This is a genomic window from Glutamicibacter sp. BW78 (assembly GCF_002332245.1).
GTDB lineage: Bacteria > Actinomycetota > Actinomycetes > Actinomycetales > Micrococcaceae > Arthrobacter_H > Arthrobacter_H rhombi_A.
In genome coordinates, this window is the sequence record NZ_NRGU01000031.1 from 277,714 (window position 1) to 290,222 (window position 12,509).

General features: G+C 65.9%; 11 protein-coding genes. 5 read left to right on the forward strand and 6 right to left on the reverse strand.

The genetic code is table 11. The annotated features are described in order from the left end of the window. Positions 1 to 47 precede the first annotated feature (47 nt). Positions 48 to 719, forward strand: a complete 672-nt coding sequence (locus tag CIK75_RS08010; RefSeq protein WP_086998448.1) for a phosphoribosyltransferase family protein — start codon at positions 48 to 50, stop codon at positions 717 to 719. Here the strand turns inward: CIK75_RS08010 and CIK75_RS08015 are convergent. The 3 genes from CIK75_RS08015 to CIK75_RS08025 form a co-directional block, all read right to left on the reverse strand. Continuing rightward, on the reverse strand, positions 705 to 959 hold the full coding sequence (locus CIK75_RS08015) for a hypothetical protein (protein WP_086998446.1): 255 nt from the start codon (positions 957 to 959) through the stop codon (positions 705 to 707). The two genes, CIK75_RS08010 and CIK75_RS08015, sit on opposite strands and share 15 nt — an antisense overlap. Before the next feature lie 134 nt (positions 960 to 1,093). Further along, positions 1,094 to 2,425 (reverse strand): MFS transporter, encoded by a 1,332-nt coding sequence (locus tag CIK75_RS08020; protein WP_086998443.1) that lies wholly within the window; start codon positions 2,423 to 2,425, stop codon positions 1,094 to 1,096. A gap of 145 nt (positions 2,426 to 2,570) precedes the next feature. Further along, positions 2,571 to 3,110, reverse strand: a complete 540-nt coding sequence (locus CIK75_RS08025; protein WP_086998440.1) for a flavin reductase family protein — start codon at positions 3,108 to 3,110, stop codon at positions 2,571 to 2,573. Positions 3,111 to 3,268: 158 nt separating this feature from the next. Here CIK75_RS08025 and CIK75_RS08030 point away from each other — a divergent pair, with 158 nt between their 5' ends. Next, on the forward strand, positions 3,269 to 3,985 hold the full coding sequence (locus tag CIK75_RS08030; RefSeq protein ID WP_086998439.1) for a helix-turn-helix domain-containing protein: 717 nt from the start codon (positions 3,269 to 3,271) through the stop codon (positions 3,983 to 3,985). A gap of 22 nt (positions 3,986 to 4,007) precedes the next feature. Here CIK75_RS08030 and CIK75_RS08035 read toward each other — a convergent pair whose 3' ends face one another. The 3 genes from CIK75_RS08035 to CIK75_RS08045 form a co-directional block, all read right to left on the reverse strand. Next, on the reverse strand, positions 4,008 to 5,300 hold the full coding sequence (locus CIK75_RS08035; protein ID WP_086998738.1) for an MFS transporter: 1,293 nt from the start codon (positions 5,298 to 5,300) through the stop codon (positions 4,008 to 4,010). Positions 5,301 to 5,366: 66 nt separating this feature from the next. Then, complete coding sequence (locus tag CIK75_RS08040; RefSeq protein WP_096223570.1) at positions 5,367 to 8,516, reverse strand: SMC family ATPase; 3,150 nt, start codon at positions 8,514 to 8,516, stop codon at positions 5,367 to 5,369. Continuing rightward, the gene (locus tag CIK75_RS08045) at positions 8,513 to 9,679 is read right to left on the reverse strand and encodes an exonuclease SbcCD subunit D (RefSeq protein WP_096223571.1); all 1,167 of its coding nucleotides are present in this window, start codon (positions 9,677 to 9,679) and stop codon (positions 8,513 to 8,515) included. Before CIK75_RS08045 ends, CIK75_RS08040 begins: the two co-directional genes overlap by 4 nt. Positions 9,680 to 9,840: 161 nt before the next feature. Here CIK75_RS08045 and CIK75_RS08050 point away from each other — a divergent pair, with 161 nt between their 5' ends. Genes CIK75_RS08050 through CIK75_RS08060 form a run of 3 tightly spaced genes read left to right on the forward strand, consistent with a single transcriptional unit; the run spans position 9,841 to position 12,501 of the window. After that, entirely contained in the window at positions 9,841 to 10,380 is a 540-nt protein-coding gene (locus CIK75_RS08050; protein ID WP_096223572.1) for a CBS domain-containing protein, read from the forward strand. 46 nt (positions 10,381 to 10,426) lie between these two features. Further along, entirely contained in the window at positions 10,427 to 11,488 is a 1,062-nt protein-coding gene (gene pdhA, locus CIK75_RS08055) for a pyruvate dehydrogenase (acetyl-transferring) E1 component subunit alpha (RefSeq protein WP_198962411.1), read from the forward strand. 20 nt (positions 11,489 to 11,508) lie between these two features. Continuing rightward, positions 11,509 to 12,501 (forward strand): alpha-ketoacid dehydrogenase subunit beta, encoded by a 993-nt coding sequence (locus tag CIK75_RS08060; RefSeq protein WP_086998424.1) that lies wholly within the window; start codon positions 11,509 to 11,511, stop codon positions 12,499 to 12,501. Positions 12,502 to 12,509: the final 8 nt, after the last annotated feature.

Here is a 12,509-nt window from a genome sequence, read left to right on the forward strand (position 1 = left end):
CCACGCCCGAGACTGGTCACCCTAGAACTTCCGGGCGACAATAGGGCATGGGACTCTTTCGATCAGACGCCCGTCCCTTTTCGGACCGGGACTACGCAGGCCGCCATCTGGCCAGCCATCTGGACACCTACCGAGACCAATCTGACTCCGTCGTCGTGCTGGGCCTGGCCCGTGGCGGTGTACCGATTGCGGCGGCCGTGGCCCGCATCCTCGATGCCCCCTTCGACGCGCTGGTTGTGCGCAAGCTCGGCGTCCCCGGCCAGAAGGAACTCGCTTTCGGCGCCTTGGCCGCCCACGGACCGGATCAAGCCGAAGTACTGATGAACGAGGTTCTGGCCACCCTTCCCCCGGAAACACGCAGCAAGGCCGCCCTGGATGAAGTCCGGGACCGCGAATCCAGGGAACTACGACGCCGCCAGCTCTCCTATCTACGCCGGCGCGGCATCGATGTCGGCGAACAAGACGTCATCCTGTGCGATGACGGTCTGGCTACCGGGGCGTCAATGCTCGCGGCCATCAAGGTCATCCGCCAAGGAAACCCCAACCGCGTGATCGTCGCTTCCCCGGTGGGCCCACCCGAGGTGTGCGCACAACTGGCAGCGGTAGCCGACGAACTAGTGTGCCCGCTGCAGCCGGAAGAATTCGGTGCGGTCGGTGAGTTCTATGCCAACTTCGCCCAGGTCAGCGACGAGGACGTGCTGCGCCTACTGGGCGGCTAGGCCACGCACCGTGGCTCGACGCCTTCGCCATCTGACGAGCTCGACGGTCATAGTGCCCACGACTCCGGCAATGAGGAACATCCAGAACAACGCCTCGGGGCCGACCAGCGCGATGGCCACCGCGGTGAAGACGAGGGCCCACCACAGCTGATGGCGCCATTGGGGCCTCCGGATACCTCCGGGCTCGACGGGGCCCGACTCACGGACATCATCCAGCCGCACTTCCCGCATCGGGTCCATTGGAATCCCCCTCTTGGTTGCTCGTGGGTTACATCCTGCCATGGCCGAAATGACACCCCTCCCCCACGAGGACGGCCGCCCCACCCCCGAAGTGAATCCGGAAGGTGGGGCGGCCGTCGTCGTCCTCGGCGTTTCTACTTCTCGACGTAGTCCACGTGGTGTTCAACCATCAGGTCGACCCCGCGGGTTTCCTTCACCATGGAGACGGCGATCAAGGAGATGATCGAGATGACCACCACATAGATCCCGATGCTCCAGGAATGCCCGGTCTTCTCCAGCAGCAGCGCCGCGATCAGCGGGGCGAAGGCACCACCGAGGATCGCACCGAGTGCGTAGCCGATGGAGACCCCTGAGTAGCGAACCCTGGCGGGGAACATCTCGGCATAGAGTGCCGACTGCGGGCCGTAGGACAAGCCCAGTCCGATGGTCAGAACGAACAGCGCCACGAAGTACCAGTAGATGTTGGCTGTATCAATGAGGAACCACATCGGTACCGCCCAGAGAGCCACCAGGATGTAGCCGAGCTGGAAGGTGCGCACCCGGCCGATCTTGTCGGAGAGGATGCCCCCATACATGGTGAAGATCAGCCAACCGAAGGAGGCCAACGCCGTGGCCAGCAACACGGGGCCACGGTCCATCCCCAACGTCTTGGACGCGTAGGTGGCGAAGAAGGCGATGAGCAGGTAGCCGGCGGCGTTGTTGGCGATGAAGATCAGCGCGGTGAGGACCACTTCACGGGTGTTGTGCTTGAACAGCGTCTTCAGCGGTGCCGATGACTCCTTCTTGCGCTCCTGCAAGGCAGCGAAGACCGGGGACTCCTCCACCGAACGGCGGATGACGTAGCCGACGATGATCAGCACGATCGAGAACAGGAACGGAACGCGCCAGCCCCAGGAAAGGAACTCTTGCTCACCAATGAGGGTGGTCAACAGCCAGATGGTGCCGGTCGCCAGGATCATGCCGCAGGGGACACCGATCTGCGGGTAGGCGCCGAAGAACCCGCGGCGGTGATCCGGTGCGTGCTCAACCGACATCAGGGCGGCTCCGCCCCATTCGCCACCTGCCGAGAAGCCCTGCAAGACGCGCAGCAGGATCAGCAGGATGGCGGCCCATCCGCCGATCTGTGCGTGGGTGGGCAGTACGCCGATCAGCGACGTGGCCAGCCCCATCATGATCAGGGTGAAGACCAGCATCTTCTTGCGACCGAGTTTGTCGCCCAGATGGCCTGCGACGATGGCGCCCAGCGGGCGGAACAGGAACGAGATGCCGATGGAGGCCCAGGAGGCCAGCTGTGCACCGGTTTCCCCCAGCGGGGCGAAGAACAACGGACCGAGGACGAGACCGGCGGCCTGTGCGTAGATGAAGAAGTCGTACCATTCGATGGTGGTTCCGACGAGGGTTCCGGCCAGGACCTTGCGTTCCTCGCGCCGGGTGGCTGCAGTGGGTGCTGCTGCTGACAGGGACATGCGAACTCCAGTGTTCTGCGCTCTCTGCGCTAGGTGCATAACCGACCGAACGGACGGTAAGTGTGATCTATCTCATCGTAACCGATATGTTCGTCAATTTCTCGTCAACATTTCCCATATTTCGCCCAGATGACGACGGCACGGCTTAGAGCAGTTCTTCGACCCCGAGTTGGCTTCCCGGAATGGTGGTGAAGGCGCTATTGGCGAAGGCCAACGCATCGCCGGTGCGGTAGTTGAAGTCCTTCACCTCCCCCAGATACAGGGTGTGGTCCCCGCCGCCGTAGGCGGCCCAGGGGTCGCAGGAGAAATGTGCCAGCACGCCGGCGAGGCGTGGCGCTGTTTCGCCTTCGACCCAAACGGGGTCCGGTCCCGGCTTGCCGGCAAAGTGCAGGGCCAAGGCCTGTTGTTCGGCGCCGAGGATGTTCACCGTGAAGGGCCGGTCAGCGAGCTCGTCGTGGGCGCGGGTGCTGCGGGCGATACTCACCAGCACCAGCGCGGGGTCCATGGACACGGAGGTGAAGGAGTTCACCGTGATCCCGTGGCGTTTAGTGGATCCATCGAAGGTCACGATGGTCACGCCGGTGGCAAAGCGCCCCAGGCTGCCCCTGAAGTGCCGCGGGTCGGTGGTCTCGATCCGGTGCGGTAGGCCGCCTTCGGCTACTTCGCCCTGCGGGTCCACGTCCATGTCCGAGCCTCCGTCGTCAGCGATCAGGACCTTGCCTTCACGACCACAGGTGTTCTATATTCGAACTTCCAGTTCTATGAGAGAACTACTTCAAACGTATCCCGGGCCCCTGCGGCGCACAAGAGGTCGCGCCCCGCCCCTCAGAAAAGGCGGTACCCGTGTCAGAGAGTTCCACGGCCGGTTCCCCGGCGCAAACCCTGTCGCGGGGGCTCCGCGCCCTGGAAATCATCACCGATCGTTCCGAGCCTCCCACGATCGCCGAACTCGCTGACGAGTTGGGCGTCCACCGCTCCATCGCCTACCGGATCCTGCGCACCCTGGAAGATCATGCCCTGGTCCGTCGAGATAGCACCGGCCGCCTCGAGGGGGCTCCGGGGCTGGCGTCCTTGGCCCGTGGAGTCCAGCGCGATCTGCAAAGCGCCGCCCTGCCGGAACTGACCTCACTGGCCAACGAATTGGGGATGACGGCATTTTTGGCCGTCTGGGACCACGAGGACTGCATCACCTTGGTCTCCGTGGAACCACGACACAGCACGGCCACCGTCATGCAGCGTCCCGGTTCGAGGCATCCGTTAACCCATGGCGCCCCGGGCATCGCGATCCAGTCGGCGCATTCGCGCGCCGAATGGGAGGCGGTGGCACCGAAACATCCGTGGCGTGCGGCCGCCGACGACGCCCGGAGGGCAGGATATGCCACGAGCCTGGATGAGGTCATCCCTGGAGTTTCCTCCATCGCTGCGGCCCTTCACGTTCCCGGCCAGACCCCTGCCGCGTTAGCTGTCGTCTATGCCACGGCGGCCCATGAGGTGGACGCCGATACGGTGGGCCACCGCGTGGCCACCGCCGCGGCCACGGTCCAACTGGCGCTGGGCTGATCGTCGTTGCCCGGTCCGGCAGCTAAACGCTGTCGGTGCGCCGCACCCGTCCCAGCGCGTAGGTTCCTGCACCCGAGCCAAAGAGGACGACGGCGGCAGCCGCCGCGACCAGGAACGCCCCCTGCGGCCCCACCACATCGGCCAGTACCCCGGCGAAACCGTTGCCGATCGCGGTGCCGACGACAATCCCGCTGGCGAGCATCGTCATCACGGTGCCCATTCTGCCGATGGGTGCCACGTCTCCTCCGACGGTAAAGATCGTGACCAGAATCGGTCCGATCGGTAGGCCGATCAGCAGCAGGAACACGACCATGGTGCCCATCGTGTCAGGAACCTGCAGCAGCAGGGCCAGCGGAATCAGCAGCAAGGCACAGGCCGCCCAGCGCACCGGTTGCGCCCAGCCACGTGGCCACAGCGAGACGGACAGGGCGGCGATGGCCGAGGTCAGTCCCAAGGCGGCATACAGCAGTCCGCCGGCGCTGGCATGACCGAAAAGTCCCGCATAGGACACGGCCCCGGCAGAGACTGAACCGAAGAGGGTCCCCATCCCCGTCATCCCCAGTACACACAGACCCACGCGCACCACGCGGGCCGGGATCCATCCGGATCCAGGGACTGGTTCGGCGCCGGAATCCTGCAGTTCGATGGCGTGGGAGGTCGGGTGGACCGCGAAGGCCGGAACCAGAACCGCGGTCAAGACGGCGGCCAAGGCCAGCGGTAACCAGGGCGCCGCGAGTGAGGCCAGCACGCCGACGAGCGCCGGTCCCATCACGAAGGTCAGTTCATCGACGGTGCTTTCGTAGCTCAGTGCTGTTTCGAGTTCCCGTCGGCCCCGGGAGCGCCCCTGGGTCAGGGCCATCCAACGCACGCGGGCCAGCGGGCCGACTTGCGGACAACTGGCCCCGGCAGCGAAGGAGATCACGATGACCAGGAGCAGGGATTCGGAGTCGATGATTCCGATGCCGGCCAGGATGAGCACCGCAACGACGAGTGCGTGGAGCAAGGCCACCGGGAGCAGGACGGGCCGTTGGCCCCACCGGTCCGCAGCGTAACCGATCAGCGGCGCACCGATGGCCGAACCAACTCCTACCGCCCCTGCAGCGATCCCACCGCTGGCATAGGATCCGGTCGCGGTGCTGATCAGTGTCAGGGTGCCGATGGTGAGCATGGCCAGAGGCAGTCGGGCGAAGAAAGCCAGCGGGAAGAATCCCGGACCGGCCAGTTCCAGCAGGCTGCGGAAACTACCACGAGAGCGGGGGGTGGTTTCAGTGGCGGGGTGCGCGCCCGTGGTGGGCGCCGAGGGATCGGTGTTCATGTATTTCACGGGTCCTCCAAGGTGCGCCCGTCCCAGCCACCCGGAGCGCCCTACCCTTTGCGCTCCCTATTCTACCGTGTCGGCCAAAACCACTTCGGTGGTGGAACCCGTGCGTTCCTTACTGACCCTCAACTGGGCAGGGATACGTTGTTTCATCTCGGCGACGTGGCTCACGAGGCCGACGACCCGGCCACCGCGACGCAGCCCGTCGAGGGCATCCATCACCGTCTCCAGTGCCCCCTCGTCGAGGGAACCGAACCCTTCGTCAACGAAAAGGGTCTCGATGTCGATGCCTCCCGACTGCTGTTGGATGACATCGGCCAAACCCAGGGCCAACGCCAACGAGGCCATGAAGGACTCCCCACCGGAAAGCGTCTGGGTGTCGCGGCGCTGGCCGGTCCAGGCGTCGAGCACATGCAGTCCCAGACCGGATTTTGCGTTGCCCTTGGGGCTGTCGTCGTGGACCAGCGAATAGCGTTCGGCGCTCATGACCAGGAGGCGTTCGGTCGCGGCGGCCGCCACGGCTTCCAGCCGGGCAGCCAAAACGTAGGTGGACAAGGTCATCTTGAACCGGTTCTCCCCCAACCCCCGGGCGATATCGGCCATCGACTTCACCCGCGCATAGCGTTCCAGCACGGCGCCTTGGCTGGTCTCGAGTTCACGGAGGCGTTCGCTGCGCCGTCCGAAGCGTGAGGCATAGGAGCGCAGGACGGCGTCGCGTTCGAGCACCGTGTCACGTGCCGTGGCCGTTTCGGCGGCCGTGGCCTGGGCTTCGGCCAGTTCCTCCTGGCCAGGGACCGAGAACCCCTCTTCCACCTCGGTTTTGGCCCGGGCTACGGCTTCGGTTCCCGCCAGGGTGTCGATCCGTACGCCCTCGGCCGTGTGTTCGGCGATCTGGGCCTGTGCGCCGGCCCGTGCCTCCGGGTCCAGAAGTGCCGCGGCCCAGGCGGCGTCGTCGTGGAACCCGGCAGCATGGCGTTCGGTTTCCCAGGTAGCGGTGGCCGTGTCGGCGGCACGGCGGGCACTGTCGAGCGCACGGGCTGCCCGGGCTAGTTCCTCGAGCAGTCCCCTGGCACCCACCAGCAGTTCGTGGCGGGACCGTAAGGATCCTTCCTCGCCTCGCAGCCGTTTCAGCCGGGATTCGAGGGTGGTGATTCGTATGCCGAGCTGTTCGATACTTCCGGCCAAGACGGTCAGTGCCGTGGCTTCGGCGGTGTTGTTCGTGCGCAGGCGCTCAAACTTTTCGCTGGCCTCTTCAACCGCCGTTCGGGCGCGTTGGGCCTGCGCCGCGGACTCGGTAGCCTCCGCCAATGCTTGGTTGGCATCGGCGAGGGCTTGGTCGGCCTGTTCGGCGGTGGACTCCCCCGCCTGCCCCGCGGCCCGGGAGGCTGCCTCGCGGGCTGCATGGAGCCGGGAGGCCGCCTCGGTTTCGGCAGCATCGGCAGCGGCAGCCAGCTGACGGGCGCTCTCCTCGTCCTCTTCTTCGACGAGTTCACCGTCCGCTACCCTGGCCGGAGCCGGGTGCTCGGCCGAGCCACAGACCAGGCAGGCCTGCCCCGGAACCAGTTCCCGGGCCAAGGCCGCAGCCGCCTGGGCCAGCCGGGTCCGTCCCAGGTCCAGCAGCCGTTCACGGCCTGCCAGTTGTTCGTCCTTGGCCTGGGCCCACACAGTATGGGCTTGGGTTGCCGCGGTTTCGGCGGCCTGGCGGGCCGCGACGGCTGCCACCCGGTGCGCCGCGTCGTCCCGTGTGGCGGTGAGCGTCGGCAGCGTGCCGGCCGTCCCGGAGAGGGCTTCGGCTGCCTCCCGCAGTCGCGGCAGTGAGTCCCCGAGCGCCTCTTGTTCACGCAGTTTCTCGGCCTGTGCCGTCCTCCGCAGTTCAAGGTCAGCCTGGGATTTGTCCAGTTCAGTGTTGTGTTCGCTCAGTTCGCGCTCTTCGGGCAGGGCAGCCTCCAGCACGGCAGCGTCGCCGGTGATGCGCGAAGCGGCCTCGGCGGCGCGTTGCGACAGTTCTGCAGCTTCGGTCTCCGCCGGCCCAGCATCGGTTGCGGCGTCCGTTTCGGTGAGCACGCCCGGTTCCGCTGCCGCGGCCAGGTAGTCGGCGGCCAGCCCACGGCCTGCGGCCTCGCGGACGGATTCCAGCGCCTGGTCGGCGTCCTGGACAGCTTGTGTTGCCCGGCGTCGTGCCTTGTCGCTGGGCTGAAGAGCCGCTGCCTGCTCATCCAAGGACACTTTGGCGGCCACGGCAGCCATCCGCTCGCCGCTCTCGGCATGGGTGGCGCGCAGCCGGTCCAGTTCGGCCAACGCCCGGTGGCGTTCGGCGGCTGCAGCGAGTTCGCTGGCGGCGGTTCGGGCCTGCGTCGCGGCGGCATCTGCCGCCGTCCGTTCGGTGCTCGAACGTGCCGTGCTTTCCTGCAACCGTGTCTCCAGTAGCGTCAGCAGTTCCTTGCTGGAGAGCTCTTCCGGCGTCATGTCGGGCGCCGTACCCTCTTCGCTATCGACCGTATCGGCGGCAAACGGGGAGACTCCGTCGTCGTTGGAAAGGGATGCGGTGGCGTCTTCGATCAACTGGTCGACGGCTTCACTGCGGGCGCGGTCGGCCTCTTCGGCTGCCGTTCTAGCCATCGCGAGTTCCTCGGCGAGCAGCGCTTCGACGCTGTCGTAGAGACCGGTGTCGAAGAGTTTCTTGAGGAGCTCTTCGCGTTCCTTGTCCTTGGCGCGCAGGAAGGCGGCGAAAGCGCCCTGGGGCAACATGGCGACGCGGGTGAATTCGTCCTTGCCCAAGCCGATGACTCCCCGTAATTCGGCGGAGACCTCGTCGTTGCGGGTGGAAATTTCCTTCCACTGGCCCTCCACGAGTTCGCGGAGCCGGCTCTGGGCCTGGGCCGTGGTGGTCTTCCCTGTCCCGCGTTTGGAAGGGCGCTGCCAGGCCGGTGATCGACGAACCTCGAAGCGGCGTCCGCCGGTACTGAATTCCAGGACGACTTCCGGCTCATCGGCTGGTCCCGCATGATCGCTGCGCAGCGATTTGGTGCCTTCCCGTGCCCCCGGGAGCCCGGCATACAGTGCGTAGCAAATCGCGTCGAGGATACTGGTTTTGCCGGCACCTGTTTCACCGTTGAGCAGGAATAAGCCAGCCGCGGAGAGTTCGTCGAAGTCGATATCCTGCCGCGCGGCGAACGGCCCGAATGCGGCGATCTGCAGGTGGTGGACTCTCATCGTTCCACCTTCCCGCTGGTGGCCTGCTGAAGGATCCGGCCCAGCAATTCGGCCTCCGCCTCCGAGGGCGGGCGCTGGCGGACATGGTCGATGAATCCGGTGCAGACCTCCAACGGGCTCTCCGCCGCAGCCAGCCGGTCGCGGTAGCTGCGGGTGACCTCTGCCGGGCGGCCCTCGGGTTCGAAGTTCAGGACCAGGGTGTTCGGGAAGCGGGTTCGCAGCCGTTCCATCGCCTGGGAGGGACGATCACGGTCCGTCAGCGTCACCTGGCACCAGGCTTCTTCGGCACCTGCCAGGCCCGGGTCGGCCAGGAGTTCCTCCAGGGGGCCCCGCAGAATGCGCAGCTCGGTGGCGGCGGGCCAGTCCACGGCGTCGATGGAGGTGATGCCTTCGGCGGTGACCTCCAGCAACCAGGCCCCCTTGCGGTGGTTTGCTTCGGAGAAGGAGTAGGCGATCGGTGAACCCGAATAGCGGACCGTTTCGGCGAGGCGTTGGCGACCATGCAGGTGTCCCAAGGCGGCGTAGTCCAAGCCGTCGAACTCTTCGATCGGAACGATGTCCAGCCCGCCGATGCTCAATTCGCGTTCCGAATCACTCGAGAGGCCCGTGGCTGCAAAAACGTGGGCCATGACGATGGAGCGGATGGGCGTCCCGGTTCCTTCCCTCCGCGTAGCCAGATCGGCACGAACCCGGCCCATCGCCGCCCGGACCACCGGCTGATGTCCGGGGGCCTCAACGCCCAACTGCTCGGCGACCATCCGCGGTTCAAGGTAGGGCAACCCGTAGATGGCCAAGGTGAAATCCTCGCCCTCCACCAGGGCCGGGGTGTCGAGGTCCGCGAGGCGGGTGCGCAGGTGCAGTCCGGCGCGTTCGAGCAGGCGCGAGCCGAAGCCCAGTCGCAGGGCCGAATCGTGGTTGCCGCTGGTGGCCACGACGGTGGCCCCCGCATCGCGTAACCGCACAATGGCGTCGTCGAACACGGTGACCGCATCGACGGAGGGCAGGGCGCGATCGTAGACGTCCCCGGCGATCAGGACCACGTCAACCCGTTCGTCCTTCACCGTTGTGAGCAGGGCATCAACGAAACCACGTTGGGCGTCCAGGAGTCCGGCGCCGTGGAAGGACCGGCCCAGATGCCAGTCGGAGGTGTGCAGAATCCGCATGAACCTAGACTATCGAGCACCACCGACGGGTTGGACCACGAAGACCCGGGTGGTGGAGCCAGTCCCCCGAGGGGCGGCTCCAGCTGCGGGTTTCACCGCCCGCGATGGTCTTTCCCTCACCTTTGCTGGCCAGTCACGACGGGTGAGGGCACACTGGGGGTATGAGCGAACCTCAGGGCACCGGCGTTTCCCAGGATGCTTCCGAGCATCTTGACTCGGCCGGGACGCGAATTCCCACCACGGCCGCCGACATTATGAGCACTCCCGTGTTCACGGTTTCCCGTGACACGCCCGTCGAAGAAATCGCCGCCCTGCTGGGTCGGCACCGGATCAGTGCTCTGCCCGTCGTGGAAGATCCCGGGCATGTGCTGGGGCTGGTCAGCGAATACGATGTGCTCGCCAAACCCGGGCGGACCGCCGCCGAGGTGATGAGCCCCGGGGTCATCAGCGTTTCCGTCGACACACCGATCTCCGATATCCGGGCCCTGCTGGTGGATCAGCGGCTGCGCCGTCTTCCCGTGCTGGACACCGGACGGCTGGCAGGAATCGTCAGCCGCCGCGACATCGTGGCCCTGCTGACCACCGAATGGGTGTGTGGAACCTGCGGCGAGCCGGCCCGTGGGATGGAAGCCCCCGAAACCTGCCCCACCTGCGGGGGATCCGGCAGCTTCAGACTTCAGGAACAGCCTCCCGGCCCCTAACCACAAAAGTGACGACGGCATGGAGGCAGGCCAGCAACGGAGGAACATGATGGTTGATCGGACGCAACAGCGCACCGCCGGGGAGGAAGACCCGCAGACGCTGATCGGGTATTACCGGCAGATGGCACTGATCCGCAGATTCGAGCTGACGGCCGACCAGATGTATAAGCGGGCGAAGATCGGCGGGTACTGCCACCTCAACCTGGGTGAGGAAGCCAGCGTGGTGGGCCTGATGACCGCGCTCCAACCCCGTGACTACCTGTTTACCAACTATCGCGACCACGGTTATGCCCTGGCGCGCGGAATGAGTACCGGCGCGGTGATGGCCGAGCTGTTCGGCAAAAGCACCGGGGTTTCCAAGGGCCGCGGCGGTTCCATGCACATGTTCGACACCGAAACCCGCATGCTGGGCGGTTACGGCATTGTGGGTGGACAGCTTCCTCCCGCCACCGGGGCCGCCTTGGCGTTGACCTATCGCAGCGCACCGGGCCCGGACGCTGAAGTCGTCATGTGCCAGATGGGCGATGGAACCACCAATATCGGTGCCTTCCACGAATCGTTGAACCTGGCCTCCGTCTGGAACCTGCCGATCGTCTACGTGATCATCAACAACGGATTGGGCATGGCCACCACGGTCGATGCCGCCGCCGGTGAACCCGAACTATATAAACGCGGCTGCTCCTACCGCATCCCCGGTGAACGGGTGGACGGCAATGACGTGGTCGCCGTCAGGGATGCGGCCAACAGGGCCCTGGAGCGGGCCCGCCACGAACGCCAACCGTTCCTGTTGGAGCTGATGAGTTCACGGTTGCGTGGTCACTCGGTGGTCGACCCAGCACAATACCGCTCCCGCGAGGATGTCGAGGAAGCCCAGGCAGCTGACCCGGTCCCCGCCTTCCGTCAGCAGCTGGTGGCATCGGGGGTGCTGGAGGAATCCGTGGCACAACAAATCGACACCGAAGCCCGCGAGGAGGTCGAGGCAGCGGTGGCCTTCGCCGATGCCAGCCCCGATCCAACCCCCGATCAGCTCTTCGACTACGCCTATGCCACCCCCGTCGCCAATGCACCGGACACCCTGCCCGGACAACCAGTGATCGGCATGCCATGACCGGCGAAGAAGGAGTCCAGATGACCGTCACCACCTACCGGCAGGCCCTGAACGACGCCTTGCGTTCCGAGTTGACCCGCGACGAGAACGTCCTGCTGATCGGCGAGGAGATCGGCCTCTTCGAGGGTTCCTATAAGATCACCGCCGGGCTCTTGACCGAGTTTGGTCCCCGCCGAGTTCTGGACACCCCCATTGCCGAAGAGGGGTTCGTGGGCGCCGCCGTCGGTGCCGCGATGCTCGGAATGCGTCCGGTGGTGGAGATCATGACCTTGAACTTCTCCCTGATAGCCATCGACCAGATCGTGAACCACGCGGCGAAGATCCACGGCATGTTCGGCGGCCAGAGCGCCGTCCCCCTGGTGATTCGGATGCCCGGCGGTGGTGGCCAACAGTTGGCCGCCACCCACTCCCAAAACCTGGAGGTCTGGTACGCCCATATCCCCGGGCTCAAGGTCGTGGCTCCTTCCACACCCGCGGACGCCAAGGCCCTGCTGGTCGCATCGATCCGCGATAACGACCCGGTGATCTTCCTGGAGAACTTGGCGCTCTACAACACTCGCGGTGAGGTTCCCGACGGGGACAACGTCGCCGAAATCGGCAAGGCTGCCATCGCCAAAGCCGGCAGCGACCTCACCGTCATCACCTACTCCCGGGCCACCACCGTGGCTCTCGAGGTGGCCCGGCAGCTGGAGGAGGAAGGCATTTCGCTCGAAGTGGTGGATCTGCGCAGCCTGCGCCCCCTGGACCGGGAAACCGTCTGTGCCTCGGTGCGCAAGACCAGCCGGGCCGTCGTGCTCGAGGACGACTGCCTCAGTTATGGCATCGGCGCCGAAATCTCGGCAACCCTCATGGAGGGGGCCTTCGACTACCTCGACGCCCCGGTGAGACGGGTGGCGGCGGCCGAAATCCCGCTTCCCTACGCGAAGCCCCTGGAAAGTGCCGCACTGCCGACCGCGAAGGACCTGATCCGGGTCGTCCGCGAACTTCTCGCCGCCACCAGCTTCACAGGATAGGAGACCGC